This is a genomic window from uncultured Fibrobacter sp., from assembly GCF_946062555.1.
GTDB lineage: Bacteria > Fibrobacterota > Fibrobacteria > Fibrobacterales > Fibrobacteraceae > Fibrobacter.
The window spans coordinates 1-18,772 of record NZ_CAMGVQ010000045.1 but is presented as its reverse complement, the minus strand read 5'-3'; the positions used below and the strand labels follow the sequence as shown (position 1 = coordinate 18,772).

Annotated in this window: 18 protein-coding genes and 3 tRNA genes; 12 read left to right on the top strand and 9 right to left on the bottom strand. The window is 51.4% G+C overall.

Annotated features, from left to right (window positions below):
* Positions 1-3: 3 nt before the first annotated feature.
* From Q0P86_RS12295 to Q0P86_RS12265, 7 genes are all read right to left on the bottom strand, one after another.
* Positions 4-1,140 carry a phosphonoacetaldehyde reductase gene (locus Q0P86_RS12295; protein ID WP_290930938.1) on the bottom strand — a complete coding sequence of 379 codons (1,137 nt, stop codon included), beginning with the start codon at positions 1,138-1,140 and terminating at the stop codon, positions 4-6.
* A gap of 4 nt (positions 1,141-1,144) precedes the next feature.
* Positions 1,145-1,939: a phosphonoacetaldehyde hydrolase gene (phnX, locus tag Q0P86_RS12290; protein WP_290930936.1), complete on the bottom strand. Its 795-nt coding sequence runs from the start codon at positions 1,937-1,939 to the stop codon at positions 1,145-1,147.
* A gap of 113 nt (positions 1,940-2,052) precedes the next feature.
* Entirely contained in the window at positions 2,053-2,739 is a 687-nt protein-coding gene (gene phoU, locus Q0P86_RS12285; protein ID WP_295039767.1) for a phosphate signaling complex protein PhoU, read from the bottom strand.
* Positions 2,739-3,497: a phosphate ABC transporter ATP-binding protein PstB gene (pstB, locus tag Q0P86_RS12280; protein ID WP_072980466.1), complete on the bottom strand. Its 759-nt coding sequence runs from the start codon at positions 3,495-3,497 to the stop codon at positions 2,739-2,741. Before pstB ends, phoU begins: the two co-directional genes overlap by 1 nt.
* A complete protein-coding gene (gene pstA / locus Q0P86_RS12275) occupies positions 3,494-4,330 on the bottom strand; it encodes a phosphate ABC transporter permease PstA (protein ID WP_295039764.1) in 837 nt (278 codons plus the stop codon). The genes pstB and pstA overlap by 4 nt, the downstream gene beginning before the upstream one ends.
* On the bottom strand, positions 4,327-5,199 hold the full coding sequence (gene pstC, locus Q0P86_RS12270) for a phosphate ABC transporter permease subunit PstC (protein WP_290994324.1): 873 nt from the start codon (positions 5,197-5,199) through the stop codon (positions 4,327-4,329). The genes pstA and pstC overlap by 4 nt, the downstream gene beginning before the upstream one ends.
* 4 nt (positions 5,200-5,203) lie before the next feature.
* Complete coding sequence (locus Q0P86_RS12265; protein ID WP_072813048.1) at positions 5,204-6,220, bottom strand: hypothetical protein; 1,017 nt, start codon at positions 6,218-6,220, stop codon at positions 5,204-5,206.
* Positions 6,221-6,441: 221 nt separating this feature from the next.
* On the opposite strand from Q0P86_RS12265, the gene Q0P86_RS12260 reads away from it, so the two are divergent.
* From Q0P86_RS12260 to Q0P86_RS12250, 3 genes are all read left to right on the top strand, one after another.
* A complete protein-coding gene (locus tag Q0P86_RS12260; protein WP_295039762.1) occupies positions 6,442-7,326 on the top strand; it encodes a substrate-binding domain-containing protein in 885 nt (294 codons plus the stop codon).
* Between the two features lie 364 nt (positions 7,327-7,690).
* Positions 7,691-7,766 (top strand) — tRNA-Asp (locus Q0P86_RS12255).
* A 161-nt stretch (positions 7,767-7,927) separates the two neighbouring features.
* Entirely contained in the window at positions 7,928-8,203 is a 276-nt protein-coding gene (locus Q0P86_RS12250; RefSeq protein WP_294114604.1) for a hypothetical protein, read from the top strand.
* A 336-nt stretch (positions 8,204-8,539) separates the two neighbouring features.
* On the opposite strand, the gene Q0P86_RS12245 is transcribed toward Q0P86_RS12250, so the two are convergent.
* Complete coding sequence (locus tag Q0P86_RS12245) at positions 8,540-9,901, bottom strand: aminopeptidase P family protein (RefSeq protein WP_295039759.1); 1,362 nt, start codon at positions 9,899-9,901, stop codon at positions 8,540-8,542.
* Between the two features lie 111 nt (positions 9,902-10,012).
* Here Q0P86_RS12245 and Q0P86_RS12240 point away from each other — a divergent pair, with 111 nt between their 5' ends.
* The 6 genes from Q0P86_RS12240 (at position 10,013) to Q0P86_RS12215 (ending at position 14,132) form a co-directional block, all read left to right on the top strand.
* A complete protein-coding gene (locus tag Q0P86_RS12240) occupies positions 10,013-10,300 on the top strand; it encodes a hypothetical protein (RefSeq protein WP_072978441.1) in 288 nt (95 codons plus the stop codon).
* A 19-nt stretch (positions 10,301-10,319) separates the two neighbouring features.
* A complete protein-coding gene (locus tag Q0P86_RS12235) occupies positions 10,320-11,267 on the top strand; it encodes a PhoH family protein (protein WP_072978442.1) in 948 nt (315 codons plus the stop codon).
* 1 nt (position 11,268) lies between these two features.
* Positions 11,269-13,554: an HDIG domain-containing metalloprotein gene (locus Q0P86_RS12230; protein WP_295039756.1), complete on the top strand. Its 2,286-nt coding sequence runs from the start codon at positions 11,269-11,271 to the stop codon at positions 13,552-13,554.
* Positions 13,555-13,762: 208 nt separating this feature from the next.
* A complete protein-coding gene (locus tag Q0P86_RS12225; RefSeq protein WP_290996614.1) occupies positions 13,763-13,951 on the top strand; it encodes a hypothetical protein in 189 nt (62 codons plus the stop codon).
* Between the two features lie 7 nt (positions 13,952-13,958).
* Positions 13,959-14,033 (top strand) — tRNA-Val (locus tag Q0P86_RS12220).
* Between the two features lie 23 nt (positions 14,034-14,056).
* Positions 14,057-14,132, top strand: a tRNA-Asp gene (locus tag Q0P86_RS12215).
* 346 nt (positions 14,133-14,478) lie between these two features.
* Here the strand turns inward: Q0P86_RS12215 and Q0P86_RS12210 are convergent.
* Complete coding sequence (locus Q0P86_RS12210; protein ID WP_295039754.1) at positions 14,479-15,651, bottom strand: RICIN domain-containing protein; 1,173 nt, start codon at positions 15,649-15,651, stop codon at positions 14,479-14,481.
* A 219-nt stretch (positions 15,652-15,870) separates the two neighbouring features.
* On the opposite strand from Q0P86_RS12210, the gene Q0P86_RS12205 reads away from it, so the two are divergent.
* The 3 genes from Q0P86_RS12205 to Q0P86_RS12195 all read left to right on the top strand — a co-directional run bounded on the left by Q0P86_RS12205 (position 15,871) and on the right by Q0P86_RS12195 (position 18,471).
* Entirely contained in the window at positions 15,871-16,266 is a 396-nt protein-coding gene (locus tag Q0P86_RS12205) for a hypothetical protein (protein WP_294115906.1), read from the top strand.
* A complete protein-coding gene (locus tag Q0P86_RS12200) occupies positions 16,266-17,321 on the top strand; it encodes an OmpA family protein (protein WP_295039752.1) in 1,056 nt (351 codons plus the stop codon). The genes Q0P86_RS12205 and Q0P86_RS12200 overlap by 1 nt, the downstream gene beginning before the upstream one ends.
* Positions 17,322-17,469: 148 nt before the next feature.
* Positions 17,470-18,471, top strand: a complete 1,002-nt coding sequence (locus Q0P86_RS12195; RefSeq protein WP_295039750.1) for a class II fructose-bisphosphate aldolase — start codon at positions 17,470-17,472, stop codon at positions 18,469-18,471.
* The last annotated feature ends 301 nt before the right edge of the window (positions 18,472-18,772 follow it).

Sequence of the window (18,772 nt, the reverse complement as noted above, 5' to 3'; positions counted from 1 at the left end):
TGATCATCCCTTTATGTTGTTGAGAATTTTTAAAACCGTTTCTTTATCAAGGGGCACCGGGTTGTTGTCGGCACGGCCCTTGGTCATGCTCTTTTCTGCAGCCTCTTCTAAGGTGGCGTCAGTCGCCCCCCACTTCGAAAGCCTTATTTCAAAGCCTGCCGCCGTCAAGAACCCTTCCACCAGGGGCTGGATATCGTCTACAGACTTTACCCCGAAACTTTCCAGCAACTCGGGTAATTCCTCGATTTTTGACTGATTCAGCTTAAAGACTCCCCCAAGAAGCAGTGCAACTGCAACGCCGTGGGGAATGCGGAAAAGCATTGTCAGGGGGTAAGAAATAGAATGGCAGGCCGTCGTATGAGTGTTACTAAAGGCAAGCCCTGCAACAAGGCTTGCCCGACTCAGAATTTCCGATGTAAGGATAGGGTCTCGCCTTTCTACTAGAGCGGGAAGCGCAGAGAAAATAAGATGAATCGCCTTTAAAGCGTACATCTGGGAAATGGAATTCGTGGATTTCGCCCAGTAGCTTTCTGCCGCGTGGCAGGCCGCATCCAGGGCGGAAGATACCGCCAACTTGATAGGCAAGTTTTCCGTCAAGCGGGAATCGGCAAAGGCCGCATAGGCATAATTTTCTGTGGTCTCGATGGAAGATTTTTTCAGGTTTTCCATATCCCAGACCGTTGCCCAGCAGGTCACTTCGCTACCCGTTCCCGAGGTAGTCGGAACGCCTATCCACTGCAGGGAACTTTTCCTGTACCGCTTTTCTGCGATAATGTTCCTGAGTTCCTCCGCAGATTCAATTTCCTCGTCGTGGATCATGCAAAGGGACTTGCCCAGGTCCATAATGCTACCGCCACCGACGGCAATGATCAAATCCAGCTTTTTACGGTAGAACTTTTGATAAAGGCCGAAAAGGTCCTCGATTTCCGGGTTTGAAACGGAACATTCTTCTACCAGGGTGTTGGGGAACTCTTCCTGGAGTTTTTGGATTCCCTTTTGTTCCAGGACAGACTTGTCCCAGACGAGAATGAGAATGATAGCGGACAGGTCATCCTTCAGGGCTTTCTTGCAGACACTGGGGAGTTCCCGCAAGCAGCCCCGTCCTTGAAAAACCCGCACCGAATTATAAAAGCTATCCATAAAATTACCTCAATTTTTCATCGATTTGCTTTATAAGCTCCGGCAAGTCCGATATAGAATCAATTACGAAATCCGCACCGGCATCGAAAAATTTTTGTTCTGCCACACGCTTCGCATTCCAGATTTCTCCGTTAGAAAGTTCATCGTAGTGTTCCTTGGAAAAACCCAACACGCTGGAGCCAGTCAAGACCCCCACCGACCAGGCCCCGGCATTTTTCCCTTCGGCGATATCCACCAGGGTATCCCCCACCTTGACTACGCATTTTGGCGGATACACCTGGAGGCGTTTCATGCATTCGAAAAGCATAAAGGGAGTCGGGCGGCTAAAACCGCACATATCCGGTGTCACACAGCAATCTGGTTCATACCCTTCTTCTTTTGCTTGGGCAAGTATGGGAGCCATGATTTCAGAAGAGTAGCCCGTCGTGCTCCCGATTTTCAGGCCTTTTTCCCGGAGGATCCGAACCGATTCAAGGACCCCTTCCATAACATGGCTATAGTCCTTTACCACCGCCTTCAGGTTCATCTCAAAAGATTCGTAAATAAGGTCTATATCCGATTCAGCCCACTCTTTTCTCTGTGCCATTTTCCAGAACATCTGACCTTCTGCAGAAGAAAGCAAGGCTCGGATATGGTCCTTCTTTTCCATTCCCATAGGGCCCGCAATTTCTTCTAAAGTAAACTTGAGTCCAAAATGCCTAAACGTCTTATCAAATATCTGGAGGGGCGCTTGTGAACCAAAGTCAACCGTTGTTCCTGCCCAGTCAAAGACAACCATTTGCACCGACTGATTTTTCATATATATGGTAACCTCTAAACCAATTCTGATTTCATAGCGAAATATAAACTGCTCGCGTAAGGTTCCAATGATCTTACTGTAAGGTCTTTGTAAAACCTTACGCGGGAGTTTTTTTACTTATCATCGAAATCATCGACCCCGTTCAAGAGGCTGACACCGTGATGAGTACCGGTTTCTGCAAAGATGGCCCACTGGGCCACGTTCATGGCGTGGTCGCCGATGCGTTCCAGGTACTTGGCGATCATAATGGAATGGATAATGCTCTCGGCATCGCTTTCCGTCTTCCTGATAGTTTCCACCAGTTCACGCTTGGCAGAGCGGAAAAGGAAATCCACGTCATCGTCACTTTCAATTACAATCTTGGCCAGCTTCAAGTCCTTACGGACAAAGGCATCGATACTCTGGGCCAGCATCTTAAGCACGTCAATGCCCATGGGCGGAATGGCGGCCAGTTTCAGGGGAGCCCCATCCTGGTCTGTACATTCCGCCACGATTTCGGCAATATCTGCAGCCTGGTCGCCAATGCGTTCCAGGTCCCCCACCATCTTGAGGGAGGCCGAAATTAGGCGCAGGTCCCGGGCTACGGGCTGCTGACTCAGCAAAAGCCGCAGGCAACGGGTCTCGATTTCCTTCATCTTCTGGTCGATTTCCTTGTCGCCCACCACAATCTTCTTGGCAGTTTCGCGGTCAAAGGCCAACAAGGCGTCGATGGAGGCCTTCAGGGAATCTTCCACCAGGGCGCCCATTTCTATAATGCCCCTGTTCAGGGCTTCCAGTTGCGAATCAAAACGGTTTCTCATTAACCAAATCTCCCGGTAATGTAGTCCTCGGTGCGCTTGTCCTTGGGCAGCGAGAACAGGGTTTCTGTCTTGTTGACTTCGATGACTTCCCCCAAGAGGAAGAAGGCGGTCCTGTCGGAAACACGGGTGGCCTGCTGCATGTTATGGGTCACCATGACGATGGTATAGTCCTTCTTGAGTTCCAGAACCAGGTCCTCGATAATGGAGGTGGAAATGGGGTCCAAGGCGCTGGTGGGTTCATCCATCAGGAGCACTTCCGGCGAAACCGCCAGAGCACGGGCAATGCAGAGCCTTTGCTGCTGACCGCCGGAAAGGCCTAGAGCGTTCTTTTTCAAGCGATCCTTCAACTCGTCCCACACACCGGAATTCCGCAAGGACTTTTCCACGATTTCGTCCAGTTCCGCCTTGTTGCGGATACCGTGGGTCCTGGGGCCGTAGGCGATATTGTCGTAGATGCTCATGGGGAAGGGATTGGGTTTCTGGAACACCATGCCCACCCTTTTCCGGAGAATGTTGGGGTCCATTTTCCCGTAAATATCCTGACCATCCAGGAGGATGTGGCCCGTAATCTTGCAACCTTCCACCAGATCGTTCATACGGTTCAATGACTTGAGCAGGGTGCTCTTGCCGCAGCCGGAGGGCCCGATAAAGGCCATGATCTCGTTGGGCATAATGTTAAGGTTCACGTCTTTCAGCGCATGGAAATTACCGTAGTACAGGTCCATGCCGCGAATAGAAATTTTTTCGTTAGGGGTCATTTGGTTTTCCCGATTTTCTTTGCAAAATTGTTAGAAATCCAGTTGATGAGAAGGACCACTAGAATGAGGATAACCGAGGTGGCGTAGGCCTCGCCGGTATGGAAACCTTCTCGAGAAAGTTCGTACATGTGAACAGACAGGGTCCTACCCGAAGAGAATATTCCCTTGGGGAAATCCGCCACCGTACCTGCCGTATAGATAAGGGCGGCAGTCTCCCCCACCACGCGGCCCACCGCAAGGATTACGCCTGCAAGGATTCCCGGAACGGCCGCCGGTAAGATTACCGACAACACGGTACGGAGCTTACCTGCCCCGAGGCCGTAGGAACCTTCGCGATAGCTATCCGGAACTGCCCGCAGGGCCTCTTCGGTGGTGCGCATGACCAGGGGCAAAATCATGATGGAAATAGTCAAGATACCGGAGACCAGGGAATATCCCAGGTGCAGGGCGGTCACGAAGAACAGCATTCCGAAAAGACCGTAGATAATGGAGGGGATTCCGGAAAGGGTTTCGGTAGTGAGCCGCACCAGTCCCACGATCTTGTTTCCGCGACGGGCGTATTCCACCGTATAGATGGCGGCACAGATTCCCAGGGGGCCTGCCACCAGGAGGGAGCCTAACACGATGATAACCGTATTCAGGATGGAGGGCAGGAAAGACACGTTCTCCGAAGTATAGGTCAGGGAAAAAAGGGAGGGTTTCAAGAAAGGAATACCCTTCACCAATATATAGAGGACCAGGAACCCCAGGGAACAAACCGTAATGGCAATAGCTAGGGTCACGAGGATTCTCAGGAACAGCGAAAGGGGCGAACGCTTATAGTATCCGATCATTTGATAACCCTCTTCTTGAGAATAGAAAACAGCAGGTTGATAATGAGGATAAAGGTGAACAGCACCACGCCGGTGGCTATGAGGGATTCACGGTGCAGGTCCGTGGCATAACCCATTTCCAGCACGATGTTGGCGGTCAAGGTTCTGATACCCCCGAGAATACCGTCGGGCATTCGGGCCTGGTTACCGGCCACGAGAATCACCGCCATGGTTTCGCCAATAGCCCTGCCAAAGCCCAGGATAATGCCCGCCACGATTCCCGACGTGGCCGCCGGAAGTACCGTGAAGAACACGCTCCTTTCGTGGGTGGCCCCGAGAGCCAGGGAACCTTCGTAGTAGCTGTTGGGGACCGCCCGCAGAGCGGCTTCGGAAACGGAAATGATGGTCGGTAAAATCATGATTCCAAGCAGGATCGAGGCCGTCAAGATGCTGAAACCGCTCCCGCCAAAGTGCTGCCGCACAAAGGGCACGATAACCACCAGGCCAAAGAAGCCGTAGATTACCGAGGGAATGCCGGCCAGGAGTTCCACGGCGGGTTTCAGGATCCTGTGAAGCCTTTCGGAGCAGAACCGGGCCAGGAATATGGCCGACAGGAGCCCCACCGAGACACCGATGGCTAGGGCCCCCAGTGTCACGTAGAGGCTGCCGAGAATCATGGGAAAAATCCCGTAGACCGCAGGCTCGTCCGTGGGGGCCCATTCCTTTCCGAACAAAAAGTCCGGAACGCCTATCTTTAGAATGGCGGGGACACCATTTGCAAAAAGAAACACGCAGATCAGGGCCACAAACAGAATGCTTGCCAGCGCAGAGACCAGGAAGATGGTGGATGCGGCCCGTTCCTTAAATGGATTGGATAAACTGAGTTTCATAGGATTACTTGATGGTAGTCGTGAGGCGGGCGCTGAAGCCTACATCGGACATTTCGTTTTCGCTATAGACCGTCGCCTGGATTTTTCCGTGGGAACCGATCTTTTTCACGAGACCTACGGCCCAACCCAATTCATCGGCATCGGTGTTCAGTTCGTCACGATTAGCGACGTATTCCACTTCGGCAAAGGCCTTGTCAAAAATACCACCGGTAGGAAATTCCACGCCGCCGTACACCGGGAAGTACTGGGTATCCTGACCGTAGAGGGGCTTTACGGCAGTGCCCGCTTCAATGGAAGCTGCATTCACCTCGTCGTCTTCGCCGGTCATGATAGCTGCCGCTTCTGCATATACCGCCAGCTGCTTGGAGGCCTGGTAGCGGACCCGGAAATCCACCACATGGGTAAGGACAGCGCTATACTGCACCGGATCGAGCACGTTGGCACGGTAACCCAGACCGAGCTTCAGGGCATCTCCCAGTTTCAAGTCGTCGTTCACGCGGAGGTAACCCTTGTTGAAGTTTTCGTCATCGGTACCCACCATTACGTTCAGCTGGTTACCGGCCTTTTTCCAGCCCAGCTCCACGGCATCGTGAGAATAGTCACGAGCGAGGAAGCCCCGCGTAGAAAGGTTCTTGTCCAGGTAAGCACCGAAGTTGCCGGCACCTTCCGTATCCGTCTTCCAGTGACCCAGTTTCAAGTTCAGTCCGGAAGCCGCCCACTTGTAATTGCCGTAATAGGTATCGGCCTGGAAACGGTCGGCGCCACCGTTAAAGTGAGGGGCATACATGCGGATAGTCACCTGGGCATCGAAATCTTCAGAGCTGTACTTTCCGCCGATGTTGGCACGGAACCAGAACTTATCCAGGGTGTTTTCCTTTTCGTTATCGTAAAGGGCCTTGTAGGCCTGGGTCTGGATATTTCCGGTCAGGTCAAAGCCACTGGCCTTGGATTCTTCGGCGGCACTAGCCATGCCGATAGTCGTAACAACAGCTGCGATGATGCAAGATTTCTTAATCGTCATTTTGAACTCCTTTGGGACAAGCCCTGTTTGAATGACGGCATCAACTTAGATTGTCATTGTAAAAACTGAAGGGATGGCCAAGTAAAATATTTGTGAAGTTCTTGAAAAGAATAAAAGAGGGGCGAAGGCTTTACAAAGATTTTACCCAACCCACTATTGGGACTTTACACGCCTTGTCTAACTTGTGGCCATCATTCAAAACCAACTAAGGAGATTCAAGAATGAAAAAAATGGCTTTAACCGTTTGTGCAATTAGTTTGGCCGTAATGGGTATTACCGCCGCTTGCAACGGGAACAACGAAGAAAAGAACGCCGAAGCCCCCGCCGCCAAACAAATGGATATTTCCGTCATCGCGCGAGAAGCAGGTTCCGGCACCCGGGACGCCTTTACCGAACTGGTGGGCACCCTTATCAAGCAGAACGGAAAGAAGAAGGACAATACCACCAAGGAAGCCATCACCATCGACGGCACCCAGGGTGTCATGAGCTCCGTAGCCGGTAACGAATACGCCATCGGCTACATTTCCCTAGGTTCCCTGAACGGTTCCGTGAAGGCCCTGGATATTGACGGATTCGCCCCCACCAAGGAAAACATCAAGGCCGCCAAGTACCCCATCGCTCGTCCCTTCAACATCGCCACCAAGGGCAAGATGAACGACGCCGTAAAGGACTTCGTGGACTTTATCCTGAGTGCCGATGGCCAGGCCATTATCGAAGGCAACGGCTATATCGGAGTTTCCGACGGAAAAAAGTTCCAGGCCAAAAAACAGAAGGGCAAGATCGTCATCGCCGGTTCTTCCAGCGTGTCCCCGGTCATGGAAAAGCTCAAGGAGGCCTACATGGCCCTGAATCCGGAAATGGAAATCGAAATCCAGACCAACGATTCCTCTTCGGGAATGCTGGCCGCCAAGGAAGGGACCTGCGATATCGGTATGGCTAGCCGCAACCTGAAACCTAGCGAACTGGAAGCCCTGACTCCCCAGACCATCGCCCGGGACGGCATCGCCGTGATTGTCAACAAGCAGAACCAGATTTCCAACATTTCCCTTGCAAAGCTGCGGGATATCTACACCGGCCTCATCCGCAAGTGGAACGATGTAAAGTAAAAAAAAAAGGCTACAAAAAAGAAAAAGAGGTGAATAAAATTCACCTCTTTTTGGGTTCATTCACACACCTGAATTAGATTTGCATGGCAAGGATTCTATTCTTGGCTAGAAGATAATCTTGGAGATTATATTGAATGGCGCTATGTCAGCAATCCCAACGGCGGCTTTTGGGGATGTTATTGGCATTGGAAATTTACTTCGGATCGTGCTATAATGGCGTTGACAATTTTAGCGACATGTCAACCTTGTCGAAGTTTTCAAAAAAAAATGAATTTTTTCGCCAATATCCCTTGACAGCGGATTTATTTCTTTTTATATTTGGCTCGTTCGGTTAGGAAACTGACTCGGACAAAGCAAAACCACTGGGGTGGTAGCTCAATTTTGGTTAGAGCACCGGCCTGTCACGCCGGAGGTTGCGAGTTCAAGCCTCGTCTATCCCGCTAAAAAAGCCTCTCGAAAGAGAGGCTTTTTAGTTTTGTATTCCATCCACTCCCCTCCTTTATAATTCTATAATTTGATTTGTATTTAGGAGGATGTATGCGTCAGCGATTCCACGCCATATTTCTTTATCTGTTTCGGCCCTATCCGTCGCCTTTTGGGGATGCAGTGCGAAAACAGTTCCGACGCCGAATATATAGATGAAGACTACTCTTCGGAATACGACGATTTTTCAAGTAGCTCCGTTGATTCGTCCGATAGCACATCCAGTTCTAGCGGACAAAAGACAAGCTCTTCAGCCGAGCCCTCCTCCTCTTTAACGTCTAGTTCCTCCGAGGAGTATGACTCTCCCAAGACTTCTGCATACATCGATTCTATTTACGATTCCAGGAGCAGCAAGACTTACAAGACCGTACAAATAAGCTTGAGTTATACATAATTGACGCAAGCACATGGCAAATCGATCAGCAACCAACCGATTTCATCAGCGGGCTGGAATACAAGGGAACGGGTGTCTACTACAACGGAACCTTCAACTACGAAAAACTTTATACAGCTTTATGGATTGCCGAAGAAGATGGTTTCGCAAACGGCTTTGTCGACTGCCGTAGTACGCAGAATCCATGCAGCAATATCTTTGGATCACCTACCGTTCCTGCATCTTATGACGAGTCTAGTCGGCCCACGGTTTACGTGAAAGCCAAGGACAATTATGCAAATGTCCGCTGCATCAAGGACTAATGGGATGCCGGGGCGTCACACGCCCCGAACAAAGCTACGCCATCAATTTTTCTAGATCCGCGACGGTCTTGGGAATGTTTTGCGAAATGTTCCTGAAACCGTCCTTGGTAATCAGCAGGTTATCCTCGATGCGGATGCCGATTTTTTCGCGGTATCTCTTGCCGTCGATAGTCGCCTCAAATTCACCGTAGAGCCCGGGTTCGCAAGAAATCAGCATTCCCGGACGCAAAACGGTTTCAAGCGAGCGGGTGCCGGGTTCACCTTCGTGAATCTGTTCACCGATGAAATGACTTACGCCGTGCGGGCGCTTGTCGTAAAGCAGCTTGAATTTACCCTTGCACCCTTTGACCAAGCGGGCCTCCAGTTCGCGCATGATAAAGTCCCAGGAAATGTTCCCGATTTCTTTGAGGGACACTCCGGGACGTACTACCTTCTGGTATTCCGCGGCGGAGTCGAGGACGATTTCGTACAACATTTTTTGAAGTGGATTGAACTTGCCGCTCACCGGAATTGTGCGGGAAATGTCGCTGTGGAGAGTCCCGATGCGGATGCCGAAATCTAGGAGCACCAGCTTCCCCGCCTTAAGGGGTTCGTCTTTTTTTACGTAATGGAGACAGCAGGCGTTTTCGCCACCGGCGACGATTGTCGGGAAAGCGAGATCGCCGTCACTTGCGCGCTGCATCTCGTAGTCGAGGGCTAGGCCCAAGGTGCGTTCATTCTTGAAAGAGGACATGTTCGCGAGGATCGTGCGGAACGCATGGTCCGTTACAGCCTGCGCCGCTTCGGCGTCCTTGATGCGTTCGGGTTCGAGCGGCAGTCTTAGCGACCAATGGAGAGCCGCTGCACTCTTGAGTTTGATACCCGTGGGCTTAAGCGCCTTGAGCAACTGATGCCTGAACCGGTCGTTGTGGTCTTCCTTGAATTTTTCGAAGAAATACGCATAGGCGTACGAGCCCTTGGGAAGTTTCCTTGCGCGGGCTACCACCGTATCCATCAATTCATCTACGGGGCGCACGTCCTTGATTCCTGTGATGCGGGCGACTTCGTTATTGTCTTCCAGATACCCGAGGCGTTTGCCGTTCCAGAATTCCTTGAACGGATCTTTCGGAGGGACGAACAGGATTTCGTCGTTGGCTTTCGGATCGAGCAAGAGGTAGCACCCCGGCTGGTTTATTCCCGTAAGATACAGGAAGGCGGGTTCCTGTACCATCTTGTTCCAGGTCTGCACGAACGCTTCTTCGCTTCCCGGTTCAATAGGCATTCCGGCAATCACAAAAAGGGAGTCCAGTTCCTTGAGCATGGCCTTGCGGCGTTTTTTGTATAAATTCTTGGCATTATAGAGCGAAGATTCGATAAATACCTGAGAATAGGGTCTGGAGCAAGTGTTTACAACCATATTATCCTCAAAAAAGGTGTTTTTTCGCAATAAATTTACCATTTTTGTTCCCTTTTCGGCTCAAATTATTATAGATTTTAGGCATCACAGACTAGAATGGAGCCTGATTAAATGTCTCTTTTGAAAAATTGGAAATTTCTCCTTGCAGCTATGACTGTTGCCATGTTCACCGCTTGCGCCGGCTCTTCCGGTGGTTCTAGCGACGATTACGATAACGCCGACGGATCCGAAGAATCTGTTCAGAGGTCTGCCCCGAAGGAAAAGATTGACGAAAACAAGCTGAAGAAGACCGAAGAAGAAGCGGTCGCCATTACCGAAGAAAACCACAAGCTCCGCAAGGAAATCTTCGAAGCCAAGAACAAGCTCGGTATTTCTACAGCTCCTGCTGCCGAAGAGTAATCATAGCCACGCGTTCTAGATGGACGAACAACGCTATTCCCTATCGGATGACCTGAAACGAATGGTTTCAGGCGAGAACGAAACGGTTTTCCGCTTATTGGAGAGCCGTTTTTGTGTTGAAATACAGACGAGGCTTCCTGGACTACGCATTATTGCGAAGGAAAACGGAGACTTGCCTGGTGTTTTGGCCGTTCTAGACCAGTTGAAGATGGCCGCAAAAAACGGCAAGGTTCTTTCGTCCGGAGCGCTTTCGAGACTGTTGGATCCTGCCGACACGGGTGAGTTTGATTCATCCGGAGAGATCCCGACGGCCCCTATTTTCAGGAACCGTATGGGAGTTTCGGTGTTCGCGAAGACCAAGGCACAGGCCGAACTGGTGCACGCAGTCGAACATAACGACATCATCTTCGCGAAGGGCCCTGCCGGAACCGGCAAGACCTTCCTTGCCGTGACACTCGCCGTGGCAAGCCTAGAACGCCATGAGGCAGAACGTATCTGCCTGGTGCGCCCGGCAGTCGAGGCGGGTGAATCGCTCGGCTACCTGCCCGGCGACCTCAAGGAAAAAATCGCACCGTACCTGCGCCCCATCCACGACAGCCTCGCCGAACTGCTTCCCGCAGAAAAACTCCGCCGCTACGAAGAAACGGGCTCAATCGAAGTCGCCCCGCTCGCCTACATGCGCGGCCGCACGCTCAAGCGAGCCTTCATCATCTTGGACGAGGCGCAGAACACGACCCCCGAGCAGATGAAGATGTTCCTCACCCGACTCGGTCCCCATAGCAAGGCAATCATTACCGGGGACGCGACCCAGGTGGACTTGGCCAAGGGACAGAAATCGGGGCTCGTGCACGCCATGAACCTGCTCAAGGGAATCCGCGGAATCGCGCAGGTGGAATTCGAGTCGACGGACGTGCTCCGCCACCCGCTCGTGAAAGACATTTTGAAAGCTTACGAAGGATCGTCGTAGAATGAAAAAGAAAAAAATGAGAATTCACTTTATCATTGGATGGCTTCTGGTTGTTGCCGCCGCCATTTTCCTTTTTCCGGACCGCAACATCGCCCTCCAGTCCGAACGACCTCACCTGGGCCAGGTGAGCACACGCACGATTGTCGCCCCCATCAATTTCGAGGTGCCCAAGTCCGAACAGGAAATCGAAGCTGAAAAGACCCGTGCCGCCGAAAAGGTGAACGCTATCTTCGGTTTCAACAGCGACGAGACCAACCGCGTTTCTGAAGACTTGAAGTTGTTCCTGCACAAGCTTGCCCAATACGGTTCCCTGCAATCGCAGATAAACCAGCTGAACGCAAGCGGTGACGGTGATTCGTCTGTGCAGTTCAAAGTCGTGCAGGCCTCCCGTATTTACGAAGTCCTGAAGCAGCGCATTTCGACTTCGGCCATCAAGCCGCTGAGTCAGAACTCGAAGGCCCGCGACTCGCTCCTTTCCGTGTTTAACCGCATGCTCCAGATGGGCGTGTCCAACACCTTTATCGCAAGTACCGAAACCGCCGCGCAGCTTTACCGCGACAACTACAACCTGCAAGAGTTCAAGTACATCATCTATAACAAGCCGAACATCACGCTGATCAAGGACAACGAAAAGTCGACTGTCGAAGTAAGTACGATCCAGCCGCTCCGTCGCCGTATCGACGAAGCGTTCGCCCAGCTGCAGATGAGTTTCCCGAACGAACAGGGGCTATTGAGCGCCTTCTACGAAACGTTGTTCGTGTTCATGATGCCGAACGTCTTCTACCTTGAAAAAGAAACGGTCGCGAGCCGCGAAGACGCCCGTAACAAAGTGACGCTGATCAAAGGTATGGTTCCCCGCGGCATGGAAATTGTGGCGCAGGGAGCTCCCATTACCAAGGACATTCTTGAAAAGATCGACGCTCTGCAGCGGGCCCAACAGAAGGAAGAAAATTCCAAGACATTTACGGCTATCTACGGTAACGCACTTGTCTTTACCATCATCATCACCTTCTTTTTCCTGTTCCTTTTAAACTCTCCCTCGCGGGGCATGTTCAAGACGGCGCGCCAGCTGTGGAGCTTGATTGCGCTCGCCCTATTGCAGCTTGTCGCATTCTGGGGCGTACACCACCTTTCCGGAAGTATCAGCAGCGCAGACATTTCGATAATTCCCGAGAACCTGGACTTTATGTGGCTCTATCCGGTCGCGTTTGCGCCTGTTACCGCAACGGTGCTCTACGATCGCCGCCTAGGAATTGCCTTTAGCGTATTCTCTTCGTTGATATTCGGTATCCTGAACGGTTACGACCTCGCTGCGATGGTCTGTGCATTCAGCGTGACCTTTGCCGCCACCTACCCCATTGCCAGAATGCGTTACCGCGTCCAGTTCGTATGGGGAATCATTGTCGGCGTTCTGGCTATGGCCGCCGCCATCAGCGTGATGTACCTCCTGCGCAACCGCCTTTCCCTGGAAGCGTTCTACCAGAATTTAATTGTGGGAAGCGCAAATATCTTGCTCTGCTACGCTCTCGCCTCTGTCGCGTTGATCCACTTGATGGAACGCATCTTCGGAATCACGACCGTACTCACCCTCATGGAAATGTCGGACTTCAACCGTCCGGCCCTTAAGCGTATTTCTGAATATGCTCCTGGAACTTTCCACCATAGCATCCAGGTGTCGAACCTTGCAGAACATGTCGCCGAAAGTATCGGAGCCAATTCACTCCTCGTGCGCGTAATGGCTCTGTACCACGACATCGGCAAGACGATGCGCCCCGAATACTTTACAGAAAACCAGAAGCAGGGCGTGAACCCGCACAACAATATCGATCCCCTGCAGTCCGTCAAAATTATCACTGGACATGTGGAACAGGGAACAGCGCTTGCAAATGAATACAACATACCGTCGCTTGTCGCTGCCGGTATCCGCGAACATCACGGTTCTTCGATTATCCAGTACTTCTACCACAAGGCTCTTGAAAATGCCAAGGAAACCGGAGAAGAAGTCAAGGTCGAAGACTACAGCTACAAGGGTCCGAAACCGCAGAGCAAGGAAACAGCTATTCTCATGCTCGCTGACATTATCGAGGCTACCAGCCGCTCCATGACCGATACGAGCCCCGAGGCATTGGCGGCGATGATCCACAAGACCATCGAAAGTCGCTTTACCGAAGGCCAGTTCAACGAATGTAACCTTTCAATCAAGGAACTTTCCAAGCTTGAAAAGGCTTTCTTGAATAGCTTGGACGGCACGTACCATACACGAGTTAAATATCCTGGTCAAAAATAGAGACCGCTCGCGCCCAATCTAACAAGTACGGCCCCCGAGCGCTCGCTCTCGCAACCACGCCTCGTTAATACGAGGCGTTTGTTGCTCACAGAGAGACCGAGCGGCTCAATATTGCAAAAAAAATGCGCTTTTTAGTCCCAAATCGGTTGACAAGAACATAAAACTTTGTATATTTGGCTTCGTAATCTTGAGATGAGGATTAATACTGATGGATAAAAAGAATATCATTCTGATTGCTCTCGGTGTGTTACTCCTCATAATCGGTTTCATTTGCCTCGCCACTGGCCCTGCAGACAATCCGGTCTCTCTCACGGTTGCACCGCTTATTTTGGTTGCCGCCTACCTGGTCGTGATTCCGGTCGGAATCCTCTGGAAAGGCAAAAATCAAGACAAGTAAAAATTTCGGGCGATTAGCTCAGTTGGTTCAGAGCGTCTGCCTTACAAGCAGAATGTCAGCGGTTCGAATCCGTTATCGCCCACTACCGAAAATCGTAAACGATTTGGGGTGGTAGCTCAATTTTGGTTAGAGCACCGGCCTGTCACGCCGGAGGTTGCGAGTTCAAGCCTCGTCTATCCCGCGAAAAAAGACCTTCATCTTGAAGGTCTTTTTCGTTTGTTGCGCGAAAGCTTTTGCGGAGCAAAACAGAGTCGCTCAAGATTCCTTGCCATAGAGCGTTACATACTAAACGCATAAAAAAACAATTTAGTATGTAAAAAACGACTTCCTCACAGTCGAAAAAGCCCCAAAAAGACGATTATGACGCCTGTATATGAAAAAAACTCTCTAAAAAGGGCTTTTCAATACCGAAATTACATACTAATCATACCAAATGCGACAATTAGTATGTAAGACTTGATGCATCAACAATACAATTACATACCAAAACACCCAAAATTCCATTAAGGTATGTAAAAATGCGTTAATTAGGGTTTCTTTTTGAACAGGATTGTCCCACGAGCACGGCTCAACGCCTGCTTGCGCACCTCACGGCCCTTCAAATCGAAGGTTCTCTTTGGTAGGCGGAGTTGCTGCGATTTCATTATCTGTTTTGCGGCAATATCGGTCTTGGAAGTATCCTGTTTACTCGTATCCGCGACTGAGGTGTCAGCAGACGAGGTGTCTATTTCTGAAGTTTCAAGAAGCTGCCAAACGAAATCGTCGCCGGAGCCTTTCGGGTTCTGCACCACGGTCGTTCCTACCGCTTGGAGGTAATGTCCGCTTTTGAAATTCTTGAGATAGAATGCGTTCGGCGTATTGACCATTGCCTCTTCAAAAATATACCGCTGGTGCGCGCCGCCGTTGTAGCCATAGGTCGATGCCTTCACGCCAGCCTCCGTCGATTCGTTCGGAATGTCGATTACGCGGCTCCCCATCTGAACATAATAGGTAACGGGGTTGTCGCCCACGGAGAAAATTTTCACGAAAGTCGCGGTATCATTACAATCCATCAATTCCAGTGCGTTGGAAGATGTAATCCCCATGCAATTTTTGGTGTCGTCGAGGGACTTGATTCTCCCCTCCTTAAAAAATGCCACCTTGAACAGTTGCTGGTATATAGTCTCTACGATAAGCACGTGGTTTATCAGATCCTGTTCGGACTTGGCTTCGCTAGCCTGGTTCAAACCGTACGGCCAAATATGCTGGCGGTCGCAATGGAGTTCCGCGTTCGCTCCGTCCATTTCGCGGAGTTTCGCCTGAACCTTGTCATTCCTGAAAACTCCGTCCACGCACGTTGCAGCGTATTCTGACGTGGTTCCAACACCTATTGTGTGTGCCATTTCGTGCATTGCGGTCGGCACGACCATGTAGCTGCGATTTTCGCCAAAACGCAAGTCTCCGTTGCTGCTGGCCTCGGCCGTGGGTACGCCCGGCGCATAATACACGTTGATGAACTTCGAAAGATTCGAGTAAGTATTGTAGAGCTTGACTGCTGAATCCATCACGGCCGTGATTCGTTTATAGGCGTCCTGCTCGTCGGCGCTCGGATTTACCGATTTGTGGAGCGTATATTCTACGGCCGCCAGAGAGTTAACCACAAGGCATGCGACAAGCGAAAAGGATAAAGCGACGGGTTTAATTATAGCAGCAATATTCATCAGTTCTCCAATCCAGACACATGTTTAAATTTATATACAAAAAATTAATTTATCAAGTAAAATTTTAGTAGGAGAAAAGATGCCTGGTCAAGTCGGGCAAGGCAATAAAAAGCCTGGCGAATGTGCTGGCGTATGAAGCCCAATGAGGGGGACTTCTCCCCCGTCAATATTTTTTTTGTACATTTATCATACCATAAATTAACCCGATGGGAGTATTAGATGAAAACAAAATGTTTAATTGCGGGAACGGCTCTTGCCTCCCTCGCATTCTTGTCCGGTTGCGCCGCTAGCGTAAACGCCACAAAGTCCATTGAAGTTGCCGACAGCAACAAGGCTATCGCCGAAGAAACAAAGGCAGACCCCGCCCAGATCGAAGCCGCCAACGCAAAATTGGATTCTGCGAAGGCCCTGCAGGCGAATGGTGAAGAAGAACAGGCTGCCGCTCTCGCCGAAGAAAGTGTCCTGGATTACAAACTCGCTATCGCAAACGCCGAACTGAAAGCCGCCAAGACCGAAGACGAAAAAGTCGAAAAGGAATTGAGAGGCGACGTCGAACGTAAGCTCATCTACCAGAGCATCCTTGACCAGGAAACCAAGAACGGAGGTGCCAAGTAATGAAAACGAGAAATCTTTTGATGATTAGCGCCATAGCAGCCGCCTTCACCTTCGCTGCCGAAGAAGCCGCCCCCGAACAGGCCGCACCGAACGCCGTGGAAACATGCCAGGCCGCCATCGATAACGCCACAAAGGATATCCCCGCCAACGCCACTGCAGCAAAGTACTCCCTCGCCGGCGCCAAGTCGACACTCGCCGACCTGGACGCCGCCTACAAAGATGACCCGGAATCTGACCAGGTGAAATCGCTTTCTAGCAAGTGCGATACTCAGGTGAAGATCGCCGCTATCCAGGCAGAAACCCAGAAGGTCCGCAACAGCACTGCCGAAAAGTGGGAAAAGCGCGCCGCCACCGCCCGTTCTATCGAAGCTATCCAGGAGCAGATCAACCAGGCCCGTAGCGGTAAGGTGAATGACCTCGAAGCAGAAAAGGCCAAGATGAAGGACCAGGAAGCACGCCTCCAGGCCGAAATGCAGCAGAACCAGGAGAAGTTCCAGGCCGAAGCTGCCGCCCAGGAAGCTGCGTTGAAGGCCGCGAGCGAACGCGAAGCGGACCTGCAGAAGAAGCTCGCCGAAGAGCAGAAGGCTCTCGCAGAAGAACGCGCCAAGGCCGAAGCACGCCAGCGGGAAGCCATGAACAAGTTGAACGAGCTCCAGTCCCAGATGATTCAGGTGTCCAAGGACGCCCGCGGCATCATTCTTTCGATGTCCGACATCTTGTTCGCCGTGAACAAGGCCGACCTCAAGGCAGACCTAAAGACAAGCCTTGCCAAGGTTGCCGGAATCCTCTCCGTGTACCAGCAGTTCAGCGTGTCCATCGAAGGCAACACTGACAACACCGGTTCTGCCGAACACAATATGAAGCTTTCCCAGCAGCGAGCTGACAACGTGAAGGCATTCCTCGTGGAACAGGGAATCGCCGAAGAACGGCTCACGGCCAAGGGGCTCGGTATGACCATGCCGGTCGCCGACAACTCCACCAAGGAAGGCCGTCAGAAGAACCGCCGCGTGGACCTCGTGATCCAGGACAAGGCCCTGCAGCAGGAAGCGAAGTAATTTCAGATTTCTGATTTCGGAGTTCGGAATTGTTTTTTGGAGGTTAATTCTGAAATCAGAATTCCGAATTCCGATTTTTTTACTAAATTTAGCCCCGTAACTTTTAACCGGCGATGCAAGTCGCCAATCAAATCAAGAGGTAAAACAAATGGCAGTTTCTTACAAGGAACTCGGCCTGGTGAACACCAGGGAAATGTTTGCAAAGGCTGTTAAGGGTGGCTACGCCATCCCGGCTTTCAACTTCAACACCATGGAACAGATGCAGGCCATCGTGCAGGCTGCTGTCAAGCAGAAGTCTCCGGTGATCATGCAGGTCTCTAAGGGTGCCCGCAACTACGCCAACGGCACCATCCTCCGCTACATGGCCCAGGGTGCTGTTGAATACGCCAAGGAACTCGGCTGCGCCAATCCGCAGATCGTGCTCCACCTCGACCACGGTGACTCTTTCGAACTCTGCAAGGACTGCATCGACAACGGTTTCTCTTCCGTGATGATCGACGGTTCCGCTCTTCCGTACGAAGACAACATCGCCCTCACCAAGAAGGTTGTTGAATACGCTCACCAGCACGACGTGACCGTCGAAGCTGAACTCGGCGTGCTCGCCGGTGTGGAAGACGAAGTCCAGGCTGAAGAATCTCACTACACCAAGCCGGAAGAAGTGATCGACTTCGCTACCCGTACGGGCTGCGACTCCCTCGCTATCTCCATCGGTACCAGCCACGGTGCATACAAGTTCAAGCCGGAACAGTGCACTCGCGACCCGAAGACTGGCAAGCTCGTTCCGCCTCCTCTGGCATTCGACGTGCTCCACGCCATCGAAGAAAAGCTCCCGGGCTTCCCCATCGTGCTCCACGGTTCTTCTTCCGTGCCGCAGGACGAAGTGGACACTATCAACGCCCACGGTGGCAAGCTCCCGGATGCCGTCGGTATTCCGGAAGAACAGCTCCGCGAAGCTTCCAAGTCTGCTGTCTGCAAGATCAACATCGACTCTGACAGCCGCCTCGCCATGACTGCCGCTATCCGTAAGTATTTCGACGAACATCCGGAACACTTCGACCCGCGCCAGTACCTCAAGCCGGCTCGCGAAAACATGCAGAAGATGTACGAACACAAGATCGTTGACGTTCTTGGTTCTAACGACAAGCTGTAATGAGACCGCTCGCGCTTCACTAGGGTATTAAATTACTCCGGCAAGCGCTCGCTCTCGCAATCGCGACCGGTTAATACCGGTCGCTTTTTGCTCACAGTTTTCCTGTCATCCTGGAGGTCGCGTAGCTACCGATAGGATCCAAAGCCAAAAGCTTAGGACACCTCGGAACATTCCGGGGTGTTTTTTATATTTAATGCAAATTAATTAGGAGGATAAATGGAACAACTTAAAAAAAGCGATTTTATCGGAGGCTTCTGCAGTTTGTGTGGAGGGGTTGGGAGGAGTCTAAGCAGCGGTTTTC